Genomic DNA, 25171 nt, shown 5'->3' with positions numbered 1-25171 from the left:
TTCATCATTTCAGGATGCAGTTTGGTTATGATAAAAATTTGCTGAGGTTTCTTTAGCGTATTACAGTAAAAACTCAAACAAAAAAAGCCAGGTACCCGGCTTTTTTCCATTTTATTTTCAAAAACAAATACTCTTTTACATGGCACCATGCATTTTTGTAATCTTTGCTGCATTTATATTAAAAAAACTTAACAGATGCCTATCCGCCGCTGTGCTATCTCAACCCCGCCTGCCCAGAAAATTATCCCGGAAAATCTCTTTCATCGGATTATACTTATCCACATTCCACGCCAGGGTAAGACTGGGGTCACTGATCTGGTCCACTTCCAGAAATCTCACAGTAGAATTTTTATATAAGCTGTTTCTTGTATCCAGAATACAAACTCCCACTCCGGCCTCCACCCACAGCATTTCCTCCTGAAGAGAAGAAGCGAACTTCACCTTGGGATTAAACCCGCAGCTTTTGCATTTGTCCAAAATCAGCTTAGGGGACATCTCTGAATCCTCGGTGGATACCATCATAATTGTATCGTCTTTAAAATCCGAAAGCTTTACATATTTGGCATTAGCCAGCCGGTGGTCTTTATGCACAACTACATGATCCCTGGTATGTTCAATTATTTCAAACTGAATTTTATCTCTTCCTTCTACATCAAATCTCAACGTAATAATCATATCCAGTTCATTGCTGTACAATTTTTCAATCAGCGCATTAAAGCTGTAATTGCGCAGATTAATTTTCACCTGAGGATAAAACCTTGCAAAATGACGCAGCACTTCCGGAAATAAATCTCCTACATAAGCCCCCTCCAGAATACCGATATTCAGTTCCCCGCTCATTCCTTCAAAACTGTTAGCTGCTTTCGCTATGGCCAGATTATATTCATTATAAATCCGTTCAAACTCCTCCAGTAAAACCACAGCTGCCGGCGTCAGCTTCACGGAACGGTTATTTCTTACAAACAGCTGCATATTCAGCTCCGTTTCCATAGCTACAATCTGCCGGCTTAAAGCAGGCTGTGTAATAAAAAGCTTATCCGCGGCCTTTGTAAAATTCAGACATTTTGCTGCCATGATGAAATATTTCATCTGCGTCATATTCATCTTTGTATCCTCCGTTTTCTTTTCATATAAGTATCATAACATACAGCAGATCGAGTAGGAGGAAATTTCTCTAAATAAGAAATTTCCGACCTCTCACACCACCGTGCGTACCGTTCGGTACACGGCGGTTCAATCAACTTAACAAGTGACACCCCTTCCGGTGTAGTAATCTAACATTGAGAGGGTGTCGCAAAATCATCAAATTAGATGATTGAGCGGCACCCTCTTCATAAAATATACACAACGATCTTCTGTTACGTTTTATTCTGTCTGATATTATTTTAGTTCTGAGGATGTGTTGTTAAATACTCGTGGGCAGCATCACTCATGGCCTTAACATTAGCAGGTTTTGCATCGGAGGGAACATCGCATCCGGTAGCGATAATACATCCCCATGGGCCGATGTCATCCAGCAGTTTTGTTACATATTCTTTCACTTCATCTGTAGTTCCAAAGCTCATCAATTCGCAGGGCACATCTCCAAGAATACATACATTGGGTCCCAGCACTTTTCTTGCCTTACGGATATCTGTTTTGGAATCCAGCGCCAGAATATAAGTTTTATCTTCCAGACGTTTAAATTTCTCCAGTACAAGATCCCAGTTGGAATCCAGATGGAACATCGGAATAACATCCATCTCAATACACAGATCATAGTACGCTTTAAAAGACGGCCATACAAATTCATCGAACATCGCCGGGGAAACAAGATCCGGGCCTGTTCTCCAGCCTCCAATCCACACGCCTAAGGCATGTGTATCCTGAATCTGCTGACGGTATGCTTTCAGATTATGCTCCAGTACCATATCAAAAATCTCGTGCATCAGCTCCGGTTCTTCCATAAGATCATCCATAAAGAAATTTTCCAGAGAACGTCCGCCACAGAAATATTCAAATGGAGTAATCATTAAAAAATCGCAGATACATGGAATGCCCGCATGATAAAATTTCTCATAACAGCGGGGATTTGCTTCAAAAAACGGCTTCAAATTTTCCCAGTTATTATTGCACTTTTCAGCAATAAATTTCTGCTGCCAGGCATCCCAGCCCATTTTTTTAATATCCTCATATTCCTCAAACTTCATATTCTCGCATTCAACAATCTGCCACATCTCATCATCTCCCAGCTCAATACCGGGCAGCGCAGCTTTTGACAGCCACTGTGTTCCAAGCAGATATGGTGAAAAAATTACATTCTGGGTTGCATCCGCATCCAGAGATGTCAGTTCCGCCAAATTGGCATCGCAGGCTCTGTCAAAATCAGTAATATAATCTTTCATCAGTACATTCTGGCTTTTTGCCATATAACCATTTGCGCACGGCGCCACCGGAATCCGGTCCACCGGTTCACACCGCACTGCTTTTCGAATCCGCTCTAAATTTTCTTCATATTTTCCCATGGTTATACCTCCTGTTTATCAGCATTATGATTTATCATCTTCTGATACCAAGTATAAAGTAGGGAAAAATATCTGTAAAATGAGTTGTTCCGATTCTGCCATGCAGTTTGGTTATGATAGATAGATGTGACTATTTTACGAACTGTTTTACTGCTTCCCTGAGTTCATCTACCACTTTCTGGTCTCCTTCTTCCACTGCCTCCACGATACAGTGGGTAATATGATCCATTAAAATTACTTTTCCCGCATTATTGATCGCCGAGCGCACTGCCGCCAGCTGAATCAGAACTTCCGAACAGTCTCTTCCGGTATCAACCATCTTTTTTACGGATTCCAGATGGCCGATGGCCCGGGCCAGCCGGTTAGAAACTGCTTTTGCGTTAGGGTGCATATGAGCATGATGATGCTGTTCTAGATGCTGTTCATGATGATGTATCTGATTTTCTGACATTTGTATTCCTCCTAAAACAATGATTTATTTTCCAATACGGATCTTTGATGCCAAGCAGGCCGCACCATATCCATTATCTATATTTACAACACCAATTCCATTGGCACAGCAGTTCAGCATAGAAAGCAGTGCGGCCAGGCCGCCGAAATTTGCTCCGTAACCCACACTTGTGGGCACTGCAATAACCGGAACCTGCACCAGTCCCCCTACAACACTGGCCAGTGCTCCCTCCATTCCTGCAATAGCAATCACAACATCGGCTTTTAAAATTCGATCCAGCCGTCCAAATAATCTGTGGATACCCGCCACCCCCACATCATAGATCCGGTCTACTTCATTTCCAAGATACTCTGCAGTCAAAGCGGCTTCCTCTGCCACCGGAATATCCGATGTTCCGGCTGTCAAAACAGCAATGGGCCCTTTTGTTTTCACAGGTTCAGGCTTTCCTCCAATTAAAATAATACGTGCGGTTTCATCATACTCAGCTTCAGGTACCGTCTGCATTACGGCCTGATAATCCTGTTTATCTGCCCTGGTTACCAGAATTCTTTCATTATTTTTTATCATATGAGAAACAATACCTGCAATCTGCTCCGGCGTTTTTCCTTCCCCGAAAATCACTTCCGCCTGACCAGTACGAAGATTTCGATGCTGATCAATGTTTGCATAACCCAAATCTTCATACGGCAGTGTTTTAAAGGATTCCAACGCCTGCCCTACACTCATTTCCCTGTTTTTTACCTGATATAATAATTTTTCTAAATATGCCGTATCCATCTGTTAAGCCTCCATAATATTTATTATATTCGCAAAAATCATGCCAGTTTTTATTCTCTGGTTTTACGGCATTTTCATCTCCGGATATCTTCCGTTTTGTTGCATCCCGGGCACTCCTGTTGCAGAAATCAAACAAAGATGCCGCATTTATTTACAAACAAATTACACCTTGCTATAATAACTAAAATAACGATTAAACCAGGAGGACTCATTATGAATCAGTATCTTGCTATCCGGGAAATTCGTGAAATACTCCTGAAGGCCATGGAAAAAGCTGCCGATACGGAATTATCACAGTATCTGCATCAGATAGACGAAAAACTGGAATATTTTCTAAAAAAAGACATTGACTTTAAAGAAATTGTAGACGGATTAGATGACGGTATTTTCATTACAGATCATCAGGGCAATGTACTTTATGTAAACCCCGCCTACACACGTAACACCGGAATCACCCAAGAAGACGTTTTAAATCACAATATCACGGAGCTTACCGGAGAGGATAAACTGTATACCGGCGGCGCTGTTCCCGATGTGCTAAAAACAGGCAAACCGGCTTTCCGCCTTTCTACTACCTACAAAACCGGAAAACCTCAGACCGGATATGTTATAGGCACCCCCATCTTTAACAGCAGCGGAGAGCTGCGTCAGGTAGTTGCCTGCAGCCGCACCATTGTCTCCCTGAAATCTTTAAAAAGTGATTTTAATACCTTTGTGCAGGAGCTCTCACAGCTGGATAAGAAAACCATCAACACAAATTCCAATGAAAATCTTTCTTCTGAAATGATTGGAAAAACTACAACGCTGGCCAATATCTGGACTCTGATTCATCATGTGGCCGCCTCCGACGCTACTGTCCTGATTACAGGAGAGTCCGGTGCCGGAAAAGAAGTCATTGCAGATGAAATCTATAAAAACAGCAGCCGCAGCGGCGGACCCTTCGTAAAAATCAACTGTGCTTCCATCCCTGCTCATCTTCTGGAATCAGAATTATTCGGATATGAAAAAGGAGCCTTTTCCGGCGCCAGCGCCAAAGGAAAACCCGGATTATTTGAGCTTGCCAGCACCGGAACACTGATGCTTGATGAAATCGGTGATATGCCTATGGATCTTCAGGTAAAACTTCTACGGGCTATCCAGTCTCAGGAAATTACCAGAATCGGTGGGACAAAACCTATTAAACTAGACATTCGTTTTCTGGCCCTTACCAATTCCGATTTAAAAGAAAAAATAGAAAATGGAACCTTTCGGCAGGATTTGTACTATCGTTTGAACGTTATTCCTATCCATGTTCCGCCTCTCAGAGATCGCCTGGCAGACATCGAGCCGCTGTGCAGACACTTTATTGATCTGTTTTCCTCCAAATATAACCGTCCGTTCTCTCTAACAGAGCAGCAGTTTGGCTATATGCGGCAGTACAAATGGCCCGGAAATATCCGGGAACTGGAAAATATTATTGAATATCTGGTCCTTTGCAGCTCCGGCGTGGGACATGTGGAAGATGATGTCATTACCAGCCTTCTGAATATTTCTTCCCAGAAAAAAACCATTCCGGCAGATTCCGATTTTAATACAGCTGTAGCGGAATTCGAGAAACAGCTTCTGGAGCATACGCTGCAAACTTCCGGCAACCTAAGAGAAGCCGGACGGAAACTGAACATTAATGCATCTACCATATCCAGAAAAATCAAACAGTACAATATAGATTACCCAAACAGAAAAGACTGAATTTGAAAAAGAATCCTGCCACAGCAAAGCGTTTTTGGCTCTATAGGAATCGGTACTTTTCAGCTTTATCACAACACGGTATTTCCTATAGAGTGAAAAGAACCAGGAACTGTCCCTGCAGTATCCCGGTTCTTTTATTGTAGAGGTTTATGTTATTATGGTTCTAATTTACTTTTGCTTTTCCAAACCGCTGATCTGACGCGGCAATCACCATTTCATTCCAGGAAGAAAACCTGGTGCTTTCTCTTACAAAATTGTCCATCAGAAGCTGAGAATATACCATCCGTTCAGAATTCCAGTTGGTAATTACCGCACTGGAATACTGAAATCCTTCAAAATTTTCAAAATTCGTAAAGCTTTTCATAAATTCATCTGTAAAAATAGATTTCAATAGCTGCCGAAATTTTGGATCTACATCGACAAATACATAATCATCCATTATTTTTCCCCCGGATGCTCTGAATAATATTTCTCTGCGGCTTCAAAAACATAATCCCGCCAGACTGCAGCATCTCTTGCCATACACGGGCGGATAATTTCTTCTTCCTGATCGCCCATTCCATTGATTACTTCTTTTCTCTGTACAGTCAGATACAAAGCCGGCTCGTTTGGCGGACATCCTAAAATCCAGTATGCATTCGGATGATCTTTTAAATATTTTTTTGTGCAGTTTCCGTGAAGCACAATTTTTTCATCCGGAATATCTTTTGGAATCTCATTCTTTCCTCCGATTACAACTGTCATTCCGGCATTTTTATCATACTCATTTACTGCCTTTAGCTCTTCCATATTGATAGCCAGCAATGCCTGACAGCTAGAGCAGGCGCCTTCACACCGTACATCATATTCCGGCCATCTGGTGCTCATATCGCCAATGTATGGAATCCACATTTTCTTGTAGCACTCTTCAATGGTATTTCCAACTACCTCAATGTTTTCCATATCATAATTGCCAAGTCCGGTTTCTGCCGCAACCTTAAAATAATCTACACAAGTTGTGTCAATACCCGTCACCTCGCAGGCTACCCGGTCAATGGCTACCGGATCCTTTGACCCGAGTACCATATTAGTGTCAATGGGCACCGGCATATGAGGGCTGTAGCCGCTTGCCGCATGCATGGCATCCATAATATTAATATCTGCACGGCAGGCAGACCACACATCCATCATTGCCATAGTCAGGTTCTGCTGATGCATCTGCATATGTACTTTATCCTGAACCACACCTTTAATATTTTTTAAGGCACCGGAAAACACCATACTTGCGTGTGCTTTCAAAATGGGCAAATTAATCAGATGATCGGCTTCTAATAAGAACCTTGGAAGCAGCACATGATCAATATTCGATCTGTAATCACGAACTGCAATATTCACTAGATCTTTATCCCGCTTAATATCCATAAGTTCTACATTTTCTTCCTCTGCAACGGCCTCAATACCGCTGACCTTAAAGCACTCCAGCGTATCGCAGCCAATAGCCGCCGCCTCTGCTATAATAATTCTTTTTGGCGATGCCTTTTTCACTTCACGGATAACCGCTCTTACCACTTCCGGATTCGTGCAGACAGACGTTTCCGGCGGCTCCGCATGACCGGCATTGGGCTTTAAAACCACCGTGGAGCCTTTTCGAATTACATGCTCTACTCCGCCCATCAGATCAAAAACCTTTGTTACATTCTCCTGTACACCGGTTCCTTTGGCAAGGGCAACTAAAGATTTCTTTGCCATGCTGTTTCCTCCTCTATTCTTATGCAGACTTTCCGGAAAAGAATCCCGCCTGCACATATTCTGTTTCTTTGTCTTATCAAACGCTTTGTTTTTTCCAGTCAAGATTAAATTCATGATCTTTTGTCAGACCCACAAAAATAATATCTATTAATCCGATAATCGCCAGCACAAGGTAACTCCATCGAAGGCTTCCGGTTACATTAAGACTGATTCCGTCAATCAGAAATGCACTGGCCGTTACAATGGACTGAATCGGGAATATTACGCTGTTGACTTTTTCAAATCCGTGTCTTCCAAATACAGAAGAGGGAAAAGAGGTCATAAAGTTTGCCGATCCTCCAATGGATATTCCAATCATAAATACAGCCAGATACATTCCCCATCTGGTATCTGTTACGTTGGCCAAAATTGCCGCAGCATACCAGATACAGAAAATAATCATAACTTTTTTAGTTCCAAACTTATCGTCAAATACACCAATCAGCCAGGAACCAAAAATTCCCACAACAGCAATAATCGTCATCATGGATACCGCCTGTGTGGCAGACATTCCAAGCTCCTGATTACGGACAACCAGCTGGCTCATAACGCCTGTAGAGCAGCATTGTAAAATTCCTGTTGCAAGGGCTACTGTCCACACCGCGCGGGTTTTCAATAATTTTTTCACAGTCCATCTTGTATCATGTTCCGCATCATCCTGATCGTATTCTGCTTTATACACTTCATCTGATACACAGTCCGGATTGATACCTCTCTCCTGAGGGGTATTCCGCATAAATACAAGACCGATCACTGCAAGAACTGCTACCAAAACCGCCGGGATAATCACACCCTTTTCAAATCCCATTTTATTTACAATAAATGTCATCATAGGAACCCATGTGGCAGATGCAATATTCAGTCCCATGGTTGTATATCCCATAACAACGCCTTTTCTCTTTGGAAACCACTGAGCCACCAGCGCGCCGCCCACTACATAGCCCGCCGACATAATAGAACCAATCAAACAGACATAGGCAATCGTGTATACAGCGAGATTCGGACAGTTTCCGATAACAATATAGGCTGCCGCTGATATAAACAGGGAAATTCCGGAAACTTTTCGCGCTCCTATTTTACGTGTCAGCTGTCCCATTGCAATGTAGAAAACCACGCCGATCATACCGCCGTATGAGTTCATCTGAAGCACGGTTCCGGGCTGAATTCCCAGATGGGCAGCTACAGCCGGCGCAGTTACATTATTTCCATCTGTACAAAACCCTACAAAAAACCAGAACATTGCCATACAGAAAATAATGGTTCCCCATCCGGCTTTTCCAAAATCAAACAGAGAATGATTGTTCTTTTTATCCATAACCTCTCCTATTCCTTTCATCACTTCTCATCCCGGCAATACAAGCCTAAAACAAGCTTTTATCTTTGGGGCTTAATATACACCGTATTTGTAAACCCGGTCAGGCACATCTTTATTAATCTTATCCTCGTCAATGAAAGCAACCGCACGTACAATGGTTCCGTCTCCCATATACCATCTCAATGGAAATGCACAGAACATAAACCGCTGTCCCTTGACTTTTTCGATATCTCCCCCAAGGTTCTCAATACCCATAACGTTATTTCCAAGTAAAATCTCGTGACACGGCTCCCATTCCGGAAAATCCTCCAGGGGATCATGACCGAATTCTTTTTTATATTCATCAACAATTCTTGGAACATAAGGCCCCGGACCGTGCTGAGCAGCATATGTATATAAAATATGGTCAATGGCCTGCATATCAAAACCAACGCCTTTTACTTTATGCTCTACAAACCATTTGGCTCCGTCAATGGATAATCCCGGACTGTAAGCAAAATAATCATCATTTTCTCCCCAGCGTTTATGCATACCAGTACAAAGAAGTACCCAGTCTCCTTCTTTGATGCCGCCTTCTACTTTTTTGGCCGCATTTTCAATGTCTTCTACCGTAATCAGCTCCCAGTGCTTTTTAGGAATGTCCAGGCAGACAGCCTCTCCATAATAATTCTCTAATGGAAGTTCATGTGTAAATGCACCTTCCGGTATTACATGAGACGGGGAATCCGCATGTGTACTATTGTGCATATGAAAATCGTTAAATGTCTGCAGCAATCTGTAATGCATCGGCATATGCTGCACTCTGTCAATATGAAAATCTCCATTTGACGGCCATAATGGATTTCCTCTTCCAAACGGATGTGATAAATCTACTAATACTTGTTTTCCCATAATGATTCTCCTTTTCTCTAACTTAATTTATTTACGCCTTTTGGCTTCCGGATTTATTTATTGCAAAACACATGCCAAAATAAATCACCGGAAACTGCACTGTTTACGCCTCTGGCAGTCTGATCTGTTGCGCACCCGCAACGCTCACCGGTCTGCCTGTTGCAGCTTTTTACTCTTATCCCTAAATCCGCTCTATGATTACAGCAGTTCCCATACCCCCGCCGGCACAAAGAGTGGCTGCACCATAACGATTTTCTCTTCTTATCATTTCATACATCAAAGAGATTACAATTCTGGACCCTGTTGCACCAACAGGATGACCAAGAGAGATTCCTCCGCCGTTAACATTGAGTTTATCATCCGGAATTCCCAGTTCTTTCTGGCAGGCCAGACACTGAGATGCAAAGGCTTCATTAATTTCAAACAGGTCAATATCCTCAATAGTCAGTCCTGCTTTTTTTAATGCTTTTTTTGTAGCGCTGATGGGACCGATACCCATAAGCTCCGGCTCTACACCAGTGGTTGCCACACTGACAATCCGGGCCAGAATCGGAAGCCCCAGTTCTTTCGCTTTTTCCTCTTCTACTAAAATAACGCCAGATGCCGCATCATTCATTCCCGATGCATTTCCTGCAGTCACTTTTCCGCCTTCTTTAAATGCAGGCTTTAATCTTTCAAGTCCCTCTAAAGTCGCATTGCGTTTCGGATATTCATCGGTCCGAAAAACGGTTTCTCCTTTTCGTGTGGAAACTGTAACAGGTATAATCTCCTCTTCAAATTTTCCTGCGTCCATAGCTGCTGCCGCCCGTTTCTGAGACCGCAGAGAATAAGCGTCCATCTGTTCTCTTGTGACATCATACTTATCAGCAACATTTTCTGCTGTAATTCCCATAGCAGGCCCTACACCCAGATTTGTAAGAGAATCCCACATAGAATCTCTCAGTTCCATATTGCCGTATTTTTGTCCATATCTTGCATGAAATACCATATGAGGCGCGGTGCTCATGCTGTCGGCTCCTCCGGCCATAATACAATCAGCCTCCCCGGCCTTAATCTGATAATATCCCATCTGGATAGAAGACATGGAAGATGTACAATTTCTATGTACCGTAATCCCCGGAACAGTTACCGGCAGCCCGGCTTTTACTGCCGCCACACGGGCAAGGTTATTTTCTTTATAAGTTCTCTGATAATTGCATCCCCAGATCACATCCTCTATCATTCCACTGTCAATTCCGGAACGTTTTATCAGATTCTGCATAACCGGAATGGACAAATCCAGTGATGTCAGTGTTTTAAATTGTCCCCCCATTGTACCAATGGGCGTCCTGCAGCCTGCAGCAATTACAACATTTCTCATTTCATTGATCCTCTTTTCTTAATTATCCGGCACAAACATCCACAAAAACTTTTACAGTCTTCCCAGCGCCCGCGCCACTTTAATCAGCCCTTCTGTCAGCTCTTTGTTTGCACTCTTTACCTCTTCCTCTGACCAGGCTTCAAGCCCCTGCCCGGTTTTAAATCCCAGATCGCCCCTTTCAATCCGCTCTGTCAGCAATTTAGACGGCTCCGTGGAATTTTCAAGATGCGGGAACAAATATTTATGAATATTGTAGGTTAAATCCAAGCCCCCCATATCCATTACTTCCACAGGCGCACAGATTCCAAGGCGCATGCCAAAGCCATATTTAATGGCATCGTCTACAGCTGCCGGATCTGCAATATCCTGCTCAATAATAGATAATGCTTCCCGAAACAGCGCATGCTGCATCCGATTTGCCAGAAAACCGGGAACATCTTTTTTTACAATTACCGGCTTTTTCCCTGCCTGCTTCAGCAGATCATAGGTATCCTGTACAATCTGATCTGAAACATATTTTGTTTTTATAACCTCCACCAGCGGAACCAGATAGGCAGGATTCCAGTAGTGGGTTCCAATAATACGCTCTCTGTGTACAGATTTTTCTGCAATCTCTGTAATTCCAATCGCTGATGTATTCGTGGCCAAAATTGTTTCCACCGGAAAAATCTGATCCATCCGCGCAAAATACTCCTGCTTGATTTCCAGTTTTTCAATGATACATTCAAATACAATATCTGCAAAATCTGACACCTCTTCAATTGCATCCACAAAGCTGATTCTTTGAAGAATCTGTGGGATTTCCTCCGCCTTTAATACTTCATTTTCTGCCAGAACCTGAAGATTCTCTGTTAGAACGGCTTTTGCATCATATCTTGTCTTGTCATCGTATACATATATTACTTTGACCTGATGACCTTTGGATGCAAACAGCTGGGCAATACCCAGTCCCATTTTCCCGGCTCCCAGCACCGCCACCCTTTTTTTAAGATCCATTTATTTTTCTGCTCCCTTCCTGTTTTTTCCAAATTTCCTCTATACTGCTTCTTGGATTTTGGCTTATGCGCTATACTAACATTGCAAATCCTATGCCAGATTTTCTCTCCAAATACAGAACCAGAAAAATCATGAGGATCTGTTCTTTTATTTTCCATTAACTGCCTGATTTTAAGGCGCTGCGCGAATCTGTAAATGGATGTCATGCATTCTCAGCGTTTTCCTTTCGTACAGTGCCAAAATCCTTTTTCACTTTAGAATTCACCATTTTTGCAACAAAAAAATTCCCAGATCGCAACAGGTGCTATTCTCCTGTTGTTCTCTGGAAACACAATGATTAAGAGCTTTGGCATTTTCACACCAAAGCTCTTAGCATACATATTTTATTATAGTCCGGCAATATCAAATGCTCTCTTTCCTGCTGATCTTATATCTGAAAAAAATCCGTCTTTTATCACGCTTAAATATTCAGGCCATTCCCGGAAACAGCATGTAAAGTACCGCAACAATCACAGCTCCTACAAAAGGCGCCACTACTGTTAATACAAAAATCGGCCGGTATGCTGCCTTCATAGGCACCTTTGCCAGCTGGCAGGTAATCATAACTCCCGGATTCGTGGGAAGCGTATTTAAAGAACTTGCCGCAAAAATTGCAACTCTGTGCAGAGCGGCCATACTGACACCGGCCTGCTGTGCCATTGGAATGGTAATATTTAAAGCAACCTGAATGCCTCCGTTGCTGTTTGACGTAATGGCACAGATAACTGCAACCAATACCAGACAGATAAACAGGATTGGAATCGGGGTACTAGACAGTTTCTCAATCAGCGGCGTAAAGGTTGGCGTGTTAGATACTACATTGCCAAATCCGGCCAATACTGCCGCAATAATTGTAATCCGCACACCTACATCCGCACCTTTGGATAATACAGTGGTAAATTCTCCAAAACGGCCTTTCTCTCCTTCCAGCAATGTGGGCATCAGCAAAACGAAGGATAAAATAACACCAATAGCCAATGCTGTTACCAGCTGAAGATGAAGGAAATTATATGTAGCAAAAATAACTGCCATAGGGATGATGCTGACCCAGAAGTTTGGAAGTCTTCGCTCATCTGACATATCCGGATCATCTGGAAGGCTCTCAAATGTCAGTCCCAGCTTCATAGCGCGTTTCATTTCAAAATACAAATACCAGATGGTAAATACTGCCATGCAGGCCGCTGCAATAATTCCGGGCACCAGACCGGCAGATGCCGTTGTTCCACAAAGCTTTGCCGCAATTTCATTTACCGCCTGAGGCGCTCCTGGTGAACACATCGCCCACACACCAGTTGTAAATGCCAGTGCCGGCACCAGATTCCTTGTGATATTCATCTTTTTGCACATAGCAAGACAGATGGGAAATACGGTAATCAACTCTGTCATACCATCAATTCCGCCAAACATAAAAATTGCCGCAATCACAATCTGTGAAATAACACAGGTTAAAATTCCTCTGGATGACCGCATATCACCTTTGACAAACACACCCAGAATACCATTTGTAATGCTTAACGCCGCTCCTGACTTTTCAAAAATCTGGGCAAACAGCGCCCCCAAAAGCAATACAAAAAACATATTTTTGAAAAATCCCATGGCTCCGCCCATAAATACTTCTGTCAGACTGGTCAGCGGCGCCATCTGATTCATCACAATTACAAGCAGTGCACAGGCCGGCGCAAGAATTACAACATGAATTCCCTTTACTGTCAGCCAGATCAATAATACAATACCTATTAAAATACCTATAATGCCTATCGCACTCATTCTTTTTCTCCCGTCTAAAATTCCTGATTCTGCAGTTTTTAAATGCTACCTTCGATTTCTGAACTCCATCACAGCCTCATCACCGCTTTTATAAATTGTCTGAAATTTATTATTTAACAGCAGGTTTGTATATGTATAGTCCGAACGTCTATGCTGGCCTCTAGTCTCTTTTCTGTTTAATGCAGTTAAAAAGATCGGTTCACCCAGATCAATCATATCCATTACTTCAAGGGTACGCATCAACTCATGGGAATTTCCGGCTGAAAGCTCCCGGCGGGCATACTCTTTTAACTGCCGCAGATAAGCAAGACCCGTACTTAAGATGTCCTCTGACCGCACATTAAGCCCTGCATAATCATTCATAATATTCTGAAGCGTGGAGGCCGCTTCTTTCCAGTGAGCCCCTTTTCTGCTTAAAAGATCTGAATAAAACTGTATATGATCTGAAATCCACGGATGATCTGAGATATCTTCAAACTCTGCCTGTTTCACATATTCAGCTGCAGATTCACCTGCAATCATACCAAATACAGCCGCTCCGGTTACATTTCCGCTGGAATTGCCCACAGCATTTCCCGCCGCATACAATCCAGGAAGACTGGTTGCCGCATGTTCGTCTGTTTCCAGACCTTTCTGACTCATTGTGGGATTATAAGAACCAAATTCCACCATAGATTCTCTAAGATCAATCTGATGCTGTTCTAGATAATCGGTAATAGAATCTATTCCTTCACTGACAAATCCGGTATAAAGCATATACTCCAGATCCTGCTTTGGTGTTTCTGTGCAGTTCATAAATGCAGGGCCTGTTCCGTCAATCATTTTATCCCGGAATACGGAAGGCCACACATCCGCAACCACATCTCCGGTTTCCCGGGAAGGCTTTGTATTATATGGGGCCACACATTCACCTCTTAAATCACTTGTCACACCGATCCAGGTACCTTTTCCGCCCCGGGCAAAATACTTCGGTCCCGCATGTCCCTGAGGCACATCAATATTTACAAGCTTCGCCCCTGCCCGGTATCCCATAGCATGACCACTGCCGGTTACAGCGGGACAGCAGGGGGTATTAAACATATATGCCGGTGTTATACCTGGATACAGTCTGGCAGCCATTCCCGGTGCCAGCAAAACAGCCTTTGCCTGGAACAATACTACTTCCGGCTCATCCCTGCTTACATCAATACCAATAGCTCCTGTAACTCGGCCTTCCCGGTTTACAAGCACATCATGGATCAGCATTTTATTCATAATACGGGCCCCATTTTTTCTGGCCGTATCTGTGAGAACCTTTTTTTGATTGGAACCGTCAAACTTTAGATGATATCGCTGCTGTCCCGGCAGAGAATGCCCTTCAAAATTCCATTTTCCCGCAGGCCGCATTTTTATGCCCAGCTTTTCCCATAGCTGAATGACATCAAAGCTCCTTTTTAACCAGGTTCGAAGCATAATCTGATCCTGCCATGGACCTCCATCCATTGTCATATTGATTTCTCTTACTACCCGCTCAAAATCATCCCCATGACACTCTGGTATATAACAGGCAAAATGATCATTTCCGTTAGCTCCACAGCCGGAACGTCTGGTATCTGCCTTTTCAGCCACAACCGTATCCACCCCAAGACCTGCGGCTGTAATGGCTGCCTGCAGGCCTCCGATTCCTCCGCCTGCAATTAAAAACTCTGTCTTTACGATCTCTTCTCTAACTTTAACCGGCATTATGATTTCCCCCTTTTCTGTTGTGGTTCCATATGAAGCATCATATGCGACAGCGGATATCTCATTGAAATCGCATGTTCCGGGCAGTCCTTCTCACATGCTCTGCAATGCCAGCATTCATCCGGATATTTTACATCAATATCTGTTCCAAGTTCTGTTTCTGTCATCTTAATTACATCCAAAGGACAGATCTGTGCGCAGTAACCGCATTTCTTACATTTTGTTTTTTCTATTACCGGCGGCATAACAGCACCTCCTATAAATTCTTACTTCCGCAGATTGTGCACCGCTTCTGCAGATCTCTGTGATAATTATCATCTACATCAATATTACCTTTCGGTAACTTAGTTGTAAAATAGGAACTTCTGATAGCACCTATCAGGAAAATCTATGAAGACACAAAAAAAGCGGCTGACTGTATCTGTAATGAATTACACTGTACAATCAATCGCTTTTTTCATCAGATGGAATAAGAACAGCAAGTAAGAATTATGATCCGAACACCAAAACATTCAGCTGGTAACACTGCTATTTTCAGGATTTAAACTATTCGTATTTCTCAATATCCTGCCTAAAACAGCTGTTTATTCCCATTTATTTTTATTTTCATTATATAATTCCGGCAAAATAGCGGCAAGATTTGTAAATTCATTAAAGTTGTGACCAAGCAGCTGTTTTGCCGTTTCCTCCGGAAACCTCACTCCTGGCGGAAGCATACACTTCGCCTCACCATTAATCACATGACAGCCTAACCAGAACCTGCTTCTAAGTTCACATCCCTCTTCTATATCTCTTGCTGTATGCAGCATAAATACCGGGACATCCGGATGTCCCTCTGGAGTCTTTATTTCACAATTAGCACATACAATAAACGAAACTTGTTTTGTTTCTAAAACATGATCATCCATACCATATTCCGACGGCCGTCTAAAATGAATCATAATCGGTACACCAGGTGCACCCATAACCAGAGATTCCGTAACCAGCTGATCACTGTTAAAACATTTATCTGCAATAGAAATGTCCGGATCAAGTAATCTATGAAGAACCTCATCAGAAACAACTGAATCATAGTGATCAAATGGATCCCATACCGCATATCTTAACGGCTCAATAGGATGCCATGCAAAATACCACTGAAGCATCTCTCCTGTTACACCCCTGCAAAATGTTTTATTAGCCACCACAGCTGAGCCATCATCAAAATATGCATACCCTACTTCCATCGGCAGATAACCCGGTTCAAACAATTTTGCCCTGTCATCAAGCTTTAACGCTTTTTTAGTATCTGCGGGACCTCTGCTTAACATATCCAGCTTTTCCTGTGGAACAGGCGCCATATTTCTCATAAAGTACTTAAAATAAGGTTTGCTTTCACTTCCTTTAGGGACATTAACCCTTTGTAACTCAGACATAAAATACCTCCTCCTTTTTTCTGCATATCAATCTTATGATGTTATTTATTTTAATCAGAAAAAAACTTGAAGAACAGAACAAATTCGGATATTATGTCTCAGTTTATATTTTCCCGTGATCCCAGATATCAATCAAGGCAGAAAGAACCAGTTGATCTGAACAACTGCTTTTATGACTCAGCCAATACGAAAAAACTCCCAAAACTCCATAAACAATCATTTCTAATTTCAACAATATAGCTTCTCCCTGCTTATGGTCTTTTGTATACTTTTCAGATAAATCCTGACGGATGATCTTTTTCCATTTACATAGAAAAAGTCCATTTCTTTCTTTTACTAAAATACAATATATAAAATCTGCATTTTGATTGATACAATTCAACAATTCCTGAATATAATCCTTTGTATTGGAAAAACTGTTACGGCAGCGATTGGCTCTAATCTTTATAAATTTATCAAGTATTCCATTTCCAATCTCTTCTAAAACTTCATAAATATCACTGTAATACCGATAAAAAGTGCTTCTTGATACTCTTGAGTTTTCACACAACATAATTATACTAATCTCATTAATATCATATTTTGAATATAACCGTATAAAAGATTCTCTAATTTTTTGTTTTGACTTTTCATATTTCATAAAATTGTCGTACGTCTCCTGACTATCCTCTTTTTCTAAATCCCAATTGTATTCCATCTGATGTTTTTTCAATGGTCTGATACTGGTTTTTAAGGGTATGGTCCTCTTGTGGATAGTCCGTTCTTCTGTGCAGTTCTCTTGTCTCTTTTCGGTTTCTGCTCATATAAAATACCGCCTCGCCTAAATCCAGCATATCAAACACTTCAAGAGCCCGCATTAATTCATGCGCATCTGCCGCCCCCATCTGTTCTTCTGCCATGTCTTTCAAATGTCTGATATAGGAAATCCCGGCAGTCAGCATTGTCTCAGAACGCCCTTCATACCCGGCATAATCTTTCATAATGCTTTGAAGAGTGCCATTGGCTTCTCTCCAGTGTGCCCCATGTTCTCCACGCTCTAACATCCCATTAATCAACGCTGTTTTTTCTCTCATAACGGGATGATTTTCAATTTCCTCCCAGTCAATTGCTGCATTCTTCCTGAAGGCTGACTCAGCTGCAATCATTCCAAATACAGCGGCCGCAGTTGAATGACCATTTACATTTCCCACTGCATATCCGGCAGCATACAAATTTTCCAGTGTCGCTGATGCATCTTCCCGGATTTCAATTCCTCTATGAACAAAATCCATCCCATAAAAAGAAAACTCCATCAGATCTTTGGATACATCCACCCTGTTCTGTCTGATATAATCTGCCAGTGAATCAATTCCGTCCTTTTCAAAATTATCATTCATATAAGCCAAATCCGCTTCCCCGGTATGTGTACAGTTCATATAAACCGGCCCTGTACCATCCTTTGCTTTTTCCAAAAAAATATCCGGCCAGATATCAGGAGTAATATCTCCCATCTTTCTGGAGGGGATCTTCATATATGGTCCGATACTCCTTCCATAAATATCTGAAATGAGACCGATCCAGCTCCCCTTACCCCCACGTTCAAAATACTTGGGCCCAATATGAACAGCCGGAATATCCAGATTGATTAACCGTGCTCCCGCCCGGTAGGCCATTGCATGGCCGCTGCCTGTAGAAGCCGGACAGCTTGGCGTATTAAACAAAAAAGCCGGATTTACCCCCGGATAAAGTCTGGAAACCAGTCCCGTTGCAAGCAGAGTAGATTTTGCCTGAAATAATACCAGTTCCGGCTCTTCTTTGTCCATCCGGATCCCCATGGCCCCAATCACTTTGCCTGCCCCATTGGTCAAAATCTCACAAACAGCTGTCTTATTCATAATTCTGCTGCCAGAACGTAACGCTTCTGCTGTCAGAAGCTTCTTAATATTGCTTCCCTCATATTTTAAATGATAACTCTGCTGTCCCGGAAACGTATGCCCCTCAAAATTCCAGCTGCCATTGGGACGCATACAGATTCCATAAGATTCCCAGGCCTGTACAACCTCATAACTCCTTGCCATCCAGGTTTTCAGCATACTCATATCCTGCCAGGAACCTCCGTCCATTGTATTGGACATTTCCCTGACCGCAAAATCAAAATTTTTTCCGTGATATTCAGGAATATAACAGGCGAAATGATCATTTCCATTAGCAGCACATCCAGAACGCCTGGTATCAGCTTTTTCTACAACCAGAGTGTCAAGCCCCAGCCGGGCACCGGTAATTGCCGCCTGCAGACCGCCAATCCCTCCCCCGATAATAAGAAAATCTACTTTTTCCACTTTTCCACATTGTTGCAGATTCATATCTTTATCCCCCGATAACACTGTTTACCTGCATTTATCCTATCACTTGCACCCGATTCTGTAAAATGCTAAAATATGTCTTAATTGCTGCAGGTCAAATTCATATATCACAGTATCATTTTAACCGGAGGAAAAATATTATGACAATACGCCATTTACGTGTATTTATTGAAGTTGCCGACAGTGGAAAAATGAGTATGACTGCTTCTAAATTTTTTCTCTCTCAGCCAACAGTCAGTCAGATTATCCGGGAACTTGAGGAGCATTATAATGTGCTGCTTTTTGAAAGAATCGCACAAAAACTTTATATTACGGAACATGGCAGATACCTGTTGAGCTATGCCAGACATGTTGTAGCAGAGTTTGACACGCTAGAACACGCTATGCTGCAGATCAATAAAACACAGCAGCTTCGAATTGGCGCTACACTGACAATCAGTACCTGTCTGCTTCCTGATATTTTAACTCAGCTCACCACACGCCTTCCTCATCTGGATATTTTTTCATATTCAGGGAATACCGCATCAGTAGAAGAAAAACTTTTAAAATCTAATTTAGATGTGGGCCTCATCGAAGGATCCGTTAAAAACAATGAACTTATCAGTATGCCGCTGATTTCAGATTATCTGGTTCTCATCTGTAGCAGCACCCATCCGTTAGCAGGGAAAAAACGAGTGACATTGAAAGATTTGTCAAACTATTCTTTTGCTCTGCGTGAGGCCGGAAGCGGCACACGCACAATGATGGAATCCTATCTTACCGAACACCATATTAATATTGATGTACGCTGGGAAACCTGCGATATTGATTCATTGAAAACTGCTGTCATGCAGCAAAACCTGCTGACTATTGCTTCTGTGCGGTTGTTTGAAAAAGAAATCAAAAATCATGATGTACAGATTTTTATGAACGGAAACTACGAATGGGACAGAAATTTTCATCTGGTATATCACAAGAAAAAAGATATCTCCCAGTCTATCAGCGTCCTTCACGATATCCTGATAGAATATGGAAGACCTGAATTTCTGGCAGATGCAGAATATGGAATTGTTCTCTACTAAAGATTTATATAATCTCATTAACAGGAAGATATTTTTCCTGTACATAATAAAAAAGAAAAAGGAGACAAAAAATCGCTGTAGCCGTAAATGAAATGCACCCAGAGTTCTGGACATATCAAAGGCCTCAGCGTTTTTAATACCGATAATAATGAAAGTACCGCAGAACCATCTAAAATAATGATCCTGCGGCACCCTCTTTTGTTACGTGCGTGAGAAGATTCGAACTCCCGACACCTTGGTCCGTAGCCAAGTGCTCTATCCAGCTGAGCTACACACACATATTCTGTTTTAAATGCCGGCGACCGGAATCGAACCGGTACGATGTCGCCACCACAGGATTTTAAGTCCTGCGCGTCTGCCAGTTCCGCCACGCCGGCATTTCCCTGCACTTTTTCCGTACAGGTATGGGACCTACAGGGCTCGAACCTGTGACCCTCTGCTTGTAAGGCAGATGCTCTCCCAGCTGAGCTAAGATCCCTTAACGACCCAGATCGGACTCGAACCGACGACCTCCGCCGTGACAGGGCGGCGCTCTAACCAACTGAGCCACTAGGCCATATGTTTCTTTTGTTTTTAAGTGGACCTTCGGGGACTCGAACCCAGGACCGACCGGTTATGAGCCGGTTGCTCTAACCAACTGAGCTAAAGGTCCATAAGCCGATAATCGGACTTAAAACCGATAACCTGCTGATCTGCAGCTAATCTGCTCAAATGACTCCAACGGGAATCGAACCCGTGTTACCGCCGTGAAAGGGCGATGTCTTAACCGCTTGACCATGGAGCCATAATCATTCATTTATCTTACACAATATTACTCTCAGCAACGAAGTTAATATTATCATACATCCAATTATATTGCAAGTATTTTATCTGCAATACTTGCAAAGCCAAAAAGGGACTGAGAAAATCTCCTTATAGCATAAAAAATCTGTAAACATTAGTGTTTACAGATTTTCCTAACTCCCCGAGTAGGGCTCGAACCTACAACCCTTCGGTTAACAGCCGAATGCTCTACCATTGAGCTATCGAGGATCAGGTACTATCTTATTTCATATACCTTCAAAACTTCATACAGATTTCCGTGAAAGCATTCCAGACATATTTAAGGAAGTTCGATTCACTAAAACCATTTTCCTTTTTTGAAACCGGGTCACCTCAAAAGCTTCGCTTTCTCGGTGCCATTTGCTCTGCAAATGCCTTTCCTTCAACCAGCTCCCACAGCTCAGAAAATAACTTTTCTTCCCTGTGCTCCCGGTTTCAGGAACCCGCTTTCTTCCCTTTTTGGTCAAGCCCTCGGACGATTAGTATCAGTCAGCTCCATACATTACTGCACTTCCACCTCTGACCTATCTACCTCATACTCTCTAAGGGTCCTTACTCCTTTCGGAGGGATATCTCATCTTGGGGGGGGCTTCACGCTTAGATGCCTTCAGCGTTTATCCCTTCCGGACTTGGCTACCCAGCTGTGCCATTGGTATGACAGCTGATGCACCAGGGGTCCGTCCAGCCCGGTCCTCTCGTACTAAGGCCAGCTCCCCTCAGATATCCTGCGCCCGCGCCGGATAGGGACCGAACTGTCTCACGACGTTCTGAACCCAGCTCGCGTACCGCTTTAATGGGCGAACAGCCCAACCCTTGGGACCTGCTACAGCCCCAGGATGCGATGAGCCGACATCGAGGTGCCAAACCACTCCGTCGATGTGAACTCTTGGGAGTGATAAGCCTGTTATCCCCAGGGTAGCTTTTATCCGTTGAGCGATGGCAATCCCACTTTATGCCACCGGATCACTAAGTCCTACTTTCGTACCTGCTCCACCCGTCGGTGTCGCAGTCAGCCTCCCTTCTGCCTTTGCACTCTCTAAATGGTTTCCGACCATTCTGAGGGAAACTTTGAGCGCCTCCGATACTCTTTCGGAGGCGACCGCCCCAGTCAAACTCCCCGCCTGGCATTGTCCCACTGCCGGGTCACGGCAGATGGTTAGAAACCCAATACTGCAGGGGTGGTATCCCAACAGCGCCTCTAAGCAGACTGGCGTCCACTTTTCTTAGGCTCCCACCTATCCTGTACGTGCAGTACCGAATCCCAGTACCAAACTGGAGTAAAGCTCCATGGGGTCTTTCCGTCCTGGCGCGGGTAACCAGCATCTTCACTGGTACTTCAATTTCACCGGGTGCATTGTCGAGACAGCGCTCAAATCATTACGCCTTTCGTGCGGGTCGGAACTTACCCGACAAGGAATTTCGCTACCTTAGGACCGTTATAGTTACGGCCGCCGTTTACTGGGGCTTGAATTCAAAGCTTCGCTTTCGCTAACCTCTCCTCTTAACCTTCCAGCACCGGGCAGGCGTCAGCCCATATACCTCACCTTACGGTTTCGCATAGACCTGTGTTTTTGCTAAACAGTTGCTTGAGCCTATTCTCTGCGGCCACATCACTGTGGCACCCCTTCTCCCGAAGTTACGGGGTCATTTTGCCGAGTTCCTTGACAATGCTTCTCCCGCCGGCCTTAGGATTCTCTCCTCATCCACCTGTGTCGGTTTACGGTACGGGCACGTATAAAACAATAGCGGCTTTTCTTGGCAGCCGGCTCACATACTTCGCTACTTATATTTCGCTCCACATCACAGCTTCAGATTGTGATACGGATTTGCCTGCATCACTCCTACCCTGCTTGTACCGGTCTTTCCATTCCCGGCTTATGCTTTCCTTCTGCGTCCCCACAGTTCTGTTTATACGCGGTACAGGAATCTCAACCTGTTGTCCATCGGCTACGCTTTTCAGCCTCGCCTTAGGCCCCGACTTACCCAGGGCAGATCAGCTTTACCCTGGAAACCTTAGATATTCGGCCACAAGGATTCCCACCTTGTTCTCGCTACTCATTCCGGCATTCTCTCTTCTTATCCGTCCACAGCTCCTTCCGGTACTGCTTCTTCCACATAAGAATGCTCCTCTACCAACCTTTCGGTTCCTGAGCTTCGGTGGTGTGTTTCAGCCCCGGACATTTTCGGCGCAGGACCTCTCGACTAGTGAGCTGTTACGCACTCTTTGAATGTGTGGCTGCTTCTGAGCCAACATCCTAGTTGTCTTTGAAATCCCACATCCTTTTCCACTTAACACACACTTTGGGACCTTAGCTGCAGGTCTGGGCTCTTTCCCTTTCGACTATCCAACTTATCTCGTATAGTCTGACTCCCGGCAAGCATCTTCATGGCATTCGGAGTTTGATATCCCTTGGTAAGCTTTGACGCCCCCGCAGGAATTCAGTGCTCTACCTCCATAAGACTCTGCCGAGGCTAGCCCTAAAGCTATTTCGAGGAGAACCAGCTATCTCCGGGTTCGATTGGAATTTCTCCCCTATCCACACCTCATCGCCACCCTTTTCAACGGATGTGCGTTCGGACCTCCAATGCCTTTTACGGCATCTTCATCCTGGACATGGATAGATCACCCGGTTTCGGGTCTGCACCTACTGACTATTTTCGCCCTCTTAAGACTTGGTTTCCCTCCGGCTCCGGAACTTTATTCCTTAACCTTGCCAGTATGCACAACTCGCCGGACCGTTCTACAAAAAGTACGCGGTTCCACTTTTGATAATGGTTCCACAGCTTGTAAACACAGGGTTTCAGGTTCTCTTTCACTCCCCTCCCGGGGTCCTTTTCACCTTTCCTTCACAGTACTATGCGCTATCGGTCACTAAGGAGTATTTAGCCTTACGGGGTGGTCCCCGCTTNTTCCATCAAGGTTCCACGTGTCTCGATGTACTCTGGATCCCGCCATGTCAGTTCTTCTTTCGCTTACGGGGCTTTCACCCTCTCCGGCCGGCTTTCCCAAAACCGTTCTGCTAGAATCACTGAATCATTTATGCGGTCCGAACCCCATGATGCACGCACCATGGTTTGGGCTCTTTCGCGTTCGCTCGCCGCTACTTACGAAATCGATGTTTCTTTCTCTTCCTCCGGCTACTTAGATGTTTCAGTTCACCGGGTTCCCCTCCATACGTTATGGATTGGCGTATGGATACATGAGGGTTTCTCATGTGGGTTTCCCCATTCAGACATCTGCGGCTCTATGGATATTTGCTCCTCCCCGCAGCTTTTCGCAGCTTATCACGTCTTTCTTCGGCTCTTAGTGCCAAGGCATCCACCCTGCGCTCTTTCTTGCTTGACCTTGCTACGAGCGTTTTCCGCTCTCCCTTCCTGTTCGCTATAGCGTTAGCTACTTAGGCGGGTCTGCTGCTTTCGCAGCTCTCATTCAAGAATGAGTTTTCGTTTTTCAACGATTGTGTTTGGTTTGCATTTTCGTCTGCAGATGCTCATGTTCATTTGCATTCTGCTGACAAATTTCTCGGATGTCTTGATATATCTGAGGTTTTATGATCTTTCGATCACAAAACGTTTTATCAATTCATTATCTCTGTATGAAGTTTTCAAGGTACATATCAGCACTTGGCATCTTTTGGGATGCTTCGTGCAATGGAGACAGAGAGATTCGAACTCTCGACCCCCTGCTTGCAAGGCAGGTGCTCTCCCAACTGAGCTATGCCCCCATTCGGGTTTCTTTTTATTTTTTATAAATGGGCTTAAGTGGACTCGAACCACCGACCTCACGCTTATCAGGCGTGCGCTCTAACCGGCTGAGCTATAAGCCCATTTCTAATCCGGCAGCCACCTGCTCTCCCATGCCGTCTCCAGCATAGTACCATCGGCCGCTTAGGTCTTAACCATCGTGTTCGGGATGGGTACGGGTGTTTCCCCTAGGCGCATCGCCACCGGAAAGTTTTGTTATTAAGTTCCTTTCACAAGGAAGTTCGATTCACTAACCTCAGGCTTCCCCTTCCGGCTCGCCTTCGCTAAGTTCCTTCGAACTAAGCTCGCACTAACTTCAAACTTCGCCTTTGGCTCGTTTTCCCTAAGTGCTCTGCTTAATAACTCAACAGTGAAATATCTCCTACTCGATTTCCTTAGAAAGGAGGTGATCCAGCCGCACCTTCCGATACGGCTACCTTGTTACGACTTCACCCCAGTTATCAGGCCTG

Annotated in this window: 18 protein-coding genes, 9 tRNA genes and 3 rRNA genes; 2 read left to right on the top strand and 28 right to left on the bottom strand. The window is 43.8% G+C overall.

The window, feature by feature from the left end:
- Positions 1-219: 219 nt before the first annotated feature.
- The 4 genes from OCV88_RS08150 to larB form a co-directional block, all read right to left on the bottom strand.
- Positions 220-1104 carry a LysR family transcriptional regulator gene (locus OCV88_RS08150; RefSeq protein ID WP_158425021.1) on the bottom strand — a complete coding sequence of 295 codons (885 nt, stop codon included), beginning with the start codon at positions 1102-1104 and terminating at the stop codon, positions 220-222.
- A gap of 281 nt (positions 1105-1385) precedes the next feature.
- Entirely contained in the window at positions 1386-2504 is a 1119-nt protein-coding gene (locus tag OCV88_RS08145) for a uroporphyrinogen decarboxylase family protein (RefSeq protein WP_158425020.1), read from the bottom strand.
- A gap of 130 nt (positions 2505-2634) precedes the next feature.
- Positions 2635-2955 (bottom strand): metal-sensing transcriptional repressor, encoded by a 321-nt coding sequence (locus OCV88_RS08140; protein ID WP_158425019.1) that lies wholly within the window; start codon positions 2953-2955, stop codon positions 2635-2637.
- A gap of 24 nt (positions 2956-2979) precedes the next feature.
- A complete protein-coding gene (gene larB / locus OCV88_RS08135; RefSeq protein ID WP_158425018.1) occupies positions 2980-3732 on the bottom strand; it encodes a nickel pincer cofactor biosynthesis protein LarB in 753 nt (250 codons plus the stop codon).
- A 213-nt stretch (positions 3733-3945) separates the two neighbouring features.
- Between larB and OCV88_RS08130 the strand changes: the two genes are divergently transcribed.
- Complete coding sequence (locus tag OCV88_RS08130; protein WP_158425017.1) at positions 3946-5460, top strand: sigma-54 interaction domain-containing protein; 1515 nt, start codon at positions 3946-3948, stop codon at positions 5458-5460.
- Positions 5461-5623: 163 nt separating this feature from the next.
- Here the strand turns inward: OCV88_RS08130 and OCV88_RS08125 are convergent, their stop codons facing one another.
- From OCV88_RS08125 to OCV88_RS08070, 12 genes are all read right to left on the bottom strand, one after another.
- Positions 5624-5899: a hypothetical protein gene (locus OCV88_RS08125; protein ID WP_158425016.1), complete on the bottom strand. Its 276-nt coding sequence runs from the start codon at positions 5897-5899 to the stop codon at positions 5624-5626.
- The gene (locus OCV88_RS08120) at positions 5899-7188 is read right to left on the bottom strand and encodes a DUF362 domain-containing protein (RefSeq protein WP_158425015.1); all 1290 of its coding nucleotides are present in this window, start codon (positions 7186-7188) and stop codon (positions 5899-5901) included. The genes OCV88_RS08125 and OCV88_RS08120 overlap by 1 nt, the downstream gene beginning before the upstream one ends.
- Before the next feature lie 76 nt (positions 7189-7264).
- On the bottom strand, positions 7265-8563 hold the full coding sequence (locus OCV88_RS08115) for an MFS transporter (RefSeq protein ID WP_262591015.1): 1299 nt from the start codon (positions 8561-8563) through the stop codon (positions 7265-7267).
- 51 nt (positions 8564-8614) lie between these two features.
- Complete coding sequence (locus tag OCV88_RS08110) at positions 8615-9433, bottom strand: cyclase family protein (protein ID WP_158425014.1); 819 nt, start codon at positions 9431-9433, stop codon at positions 8615-8617.
- 181 nt (positions 9434-9614) lie between these two features.
- On the bottom strand, positions 9615-10793 hold the full coding sequence (locus OCV88_RS08105; RefSeq protein WP_158425013.1) for a thiolase family protein: 1179 nt from the start codon (positions 10791-10793) through the stop codon (positions 9615-9617).
- A gap of 51 nt (positions 10794-10844) precedes the next feature.
- Positions 10845-11789 (bottom strand): 3-hydroxyacyl-CoA dehydrogenase family protein, encoded by a 945-nt coding sequence (locus OCV88_RS08100; protein ID WP_158425012.1) that lies wholly within the window; start codon positions 11787-11789, stop codon positions 10845-10847.
- A 468-nt stretch (positions 11790-12257) separates the two neighbouring features.
- Positions 12258-13595, bottom strand: a complete 1338-nt coding sequence (locus OCV88_RS08095; protein ID WP_158425011.1) for a GntP family permease — start codon at positions 13593-13595, stop codon at positions 12258-12260.
- A 45-nt stretch (positions 13596-13640) separates the two neighbouring features.
- The gene (locus OCV88_RS08090) at positions 13641-15317 is read right to left on the bottom strand and encodes an FAD-binding protein (protein ID WP_158425010.1); all 1677 of its coding nucleotides are present in this window, start codon (positions 15315-15317) and stop codon (positions 13641-13643) included.
- On the bottom strand, positions 15317-15562 hold the full coding sequence (locus OCV88_RS08085; RefSeq protein ID WP_158425009.1) for a 4Fe-4S dicluster domain-containing protein: 246 nt from the start codon (positions 15560-15562) through the stop codon (positions 15317-15319). The genes OCV88_RS08090 and OCV88_RS08085 overlap by 1 nt, the downstream gene beginning before the upstream one ends.
- A 339-nt stretch (positions 15563-15901) precedes the next feature.
- A complete protein-coding gene (locus OCV88_RS08080) occupies positions 15902-16732 on the bottom strand; it encodes a DAPG hydrolase family protein (protein ID WP_158425008.1) in 831 nt (276 codons plus the stop codon).
- A gap of 103 nt (positions 16733-16835) precedes the next feature.
- A complete protein-coding gene (locus OCV88_RS08075) occupies positions 16836-17372 on the bottom strand; it encodes a TetR/AcrR family transcriptional regulator (RefSeq protein WP_262591013.1) in 537 nt (178 codons plus the stop codon).
- A 22-nt stretch (positions 17373-17394) separates the two neighbouring features.
- Complete coding sequence (locus tag OCV88_RS08070; RefSeq protein WP_158425006.1) at positions 17395-19074, bottom strand: FAD-dependent oxidoreductase; 1680 nt, start codon at positions 19072-19074, stop codon at positions 17395-17397.
- A 140-nt stretch (positions 19075-19214) separates the two neighbouring features.
- Here OCV88_RS08070 and OCV88_RS08065 point away from each other — a divergent pair, with 140 nt between their 5' ends.
- The gene (locus OCV88_RS08065; RefSeq protein ID WP_262591012.1) at positions 19215-20135 is read left to right on the top strand and encodes a LysR family transcriptional regulator; all 921 of its coding nucleotides are present in this window, start codon (positions 19215-19217) and stop codon (positions 20133-20135) included.
- A 204-nt stretch (positions 20136-20339) separates the two neighbouring features.
- On the opposite strand, the gene OCV88_RS08060 is transcribed toward OCV88_RS08065, so the two are convergent.
- The 12 genes from OCV88_RS08060 to OCV88_RS08005 form a co-directional block, all read right to left on the bottom strand.
- A tRNA-Arg gene (locus tag OCV88_RS08060) sits at positions 20340-20413 on the bottom strand.
- A 15-nt stretch (positions 20414-20428) separates the two neighbouring features.
- Positions 20429-20512: transfer RNA gene (locus tag OCV88_RS08055), tRNA-Leu, on the bottom strand.
- 28 nt (positions 20513-20540) lie between these two features.
- Positions 20541-20613: transfer RNA gene (locus OCV88_RS08050), tRNA-Val, on the bottom strand.
- A 4-nt stretch (positions 20614-20617) separates the two neighbouring features.
- A tRNA-Asp gene (locus tag OCV88_RS08045) sits at positions 20618-20691 on the bottom strand.
- Positions 20692-20713: 22 nt separating this feature from the next.
- Positions 20714-20787 (bottom strand) — tRNA-Ile (locus OCV88_RS08040).
- A 60-nt stretch (positions 20788-20847) separates the two neighbouring features.
- A tRNA-Glu gene (locus OCV88_RS08035) sits at positions 20848-20919 on the bottom strand.
- A gap of 176 nt (positions 20920-21095) precedes the next feature.
- Positions 21096-21167, bottom strand: a tRNA-Asn gene (locus OCV88_RS08030).
- 249 nt (positions 21168-21416) lie between these two features.
- A 23S ribosomal RNA gene (locus OCV88_RS08025) occupies positions 21417-24303 on the bottom strand.
- Positions 24304-24609: 306 nt separating this feature from the next.
- Positions 24610-24682, bottom strand: a tRNA-Ala gene (locus OCV88_RS08020).
- A gap of 28 nt (positions 24683-24710) precedes the next feature.
- Positions 24711-24784: transfer RNA gene (locus OCV88_RS08015), tRNA-Ile, on the bottom strand.
- A 7-nt stretch (positions 24785-24791) separates the two neighbouring features.
- Positions 24792-24909 (bottom strand): 5S ribosomal RNA (gene rrf / locus OCV88_RS08010).
- 191 nt (positions 24910-25100) lie between these two features.
- Positions 25101-25171, bottom strand: a 16S ribosomal RNA gene (locus tag OCV88_RS08005); the annotation flags it as partial.

Origin of the sequence: Brotonthovivens ammoniilytica, assembly GCF_025566885.1 — a bacterium.
GTDB lineage: Bacteria > Bacillota > Clostridia > Lachnospirales > Lachnospiraceae > Brotonthovivens > Brotonthovivens ammoniilytica.
This window is presented reverse-complemented; position numbering and strand designations above follow the sequence as displayed.

Coding starts and splice junctions, on each gene's coding strand:
- OCV88_RS08145 (WP_158425020.1), bottom strand. CDS start 2,504: ATGGGAAAATATGAAGAAAATTTAGAGCGGATTCGAAAAGCAGTGCGG.
- larB (WP_158425018.1), bottom strand. CDS start 3,732: ATGGATACGGCATATTTAGAAAAATTATTATATCAGGTAAAAAACAGG.
- OCV88_RS08140 (WP_158425019.1), bottom strand. CDS start 2,955: ATGTCAGAAAATCAGATACATCATCATGAACAGCATCTAGAACAGCAT.
- OCV88_RS08100 (WP_158425012.1), bottom strand. CDS start 11,789: ATGGATCTTAAAAAAAGGGTGGCGGTGCTGGGAGCCGGGAAAATGGGA.
- OCV88_RS08120 (WP_158425015.1), bottom strand. CDS start 7,188: ATGGCAAAGAAATCTTTAGTTGCCCTTGCCAAAGGAACCGGTGTACAG.
- OCV88_RS08095 (WP_158425011.1), bottom strand. CDS start 13,595: ATGAGTGCGATAGGCATTATAGGTATTTTAATAGGTATTGTATTATTG.
- OCV88_RS08070 (WP_158425006.1), bottom strand. CDS start 19,074: ATGAATCTGCAACAATGTGGAAAAGTGGAAAAAGTAGATTTTCTTATT.
- OCV88_RS08105 (WP_158425013.1), bottom strand. CDS start 10,793: ATGAGAAATGTTGTAATTGCTGCAGGCTGCAGGACGCCCATTGGTACA.
- OCV88_RS08080 (WP_158425008.1), bottom strand. CDS start 16,732: ATGTCTGAGTTACAAAGGGTTAATGTCCCTAAAGGAAGTGAAAGCAAA.
- OCV88_RS08130 (WP_158425017.1), top strand. CDS start 3,946: ATGAATCAGTATCTTGCTATCCGGGAAATTCGTGAAATACTCCTGAAG.
- OCV88_RS08075 (WP_262591013.1), bottom strand. CDS start 17,372: ATGAAATATGAAAAGTCAAAACAAAAAATTAGAGAATCTTTTATACGG.
- OCV88_RS08115 (WP_262591015.1), bottom strand. CDS start 8,563: ATGAAAGGAATAGGAGAGGTTATGGATAAAAAGAACAATCATTCTCTG.
- OCV88_RS08065 (WP_262591012.1), top strand. CDS start 19,215: ATGACAATACGCCATTTACGTGTATTTATTGAAGTTGCCGACAGTGGA.
- OCV88_RS08150 (WP_158425021.1), bottom strand. CDS start 1,104: ATGAATATGACGCAGATGAAATATTTCATCATGGCAGCAAAATGTCTG.
- OCV88_RS08125 (WP_158425016.1), bottom strand. CDS start 5,899: ATGGATGATTATGTATTTGTCGATGTAGATCCAAAATTTCGGCAGCTA.
- OCV88_RS08085 (WP_158425009.1), bottom strand. CDS start 15,562: ATGCCGCCGGTAATAGAAAAAACAAAATGTAAGAAATGCGGTTACTGC.
- OCV88_RS08110 (WP_158425014.1), bottom strand. CDS start 9,433: ATGGGAAAACAAGTATTAGTAGATTTATCACATCCGTTTGGAAGAGGA.
- OCV88_RS08090 (WP_158425010.1), bottom strand. CDS start 15,317: ATGCCGGTTAAAGTTAGAGAAGAGATCGTAAAGACAGAGTTTTTAATT.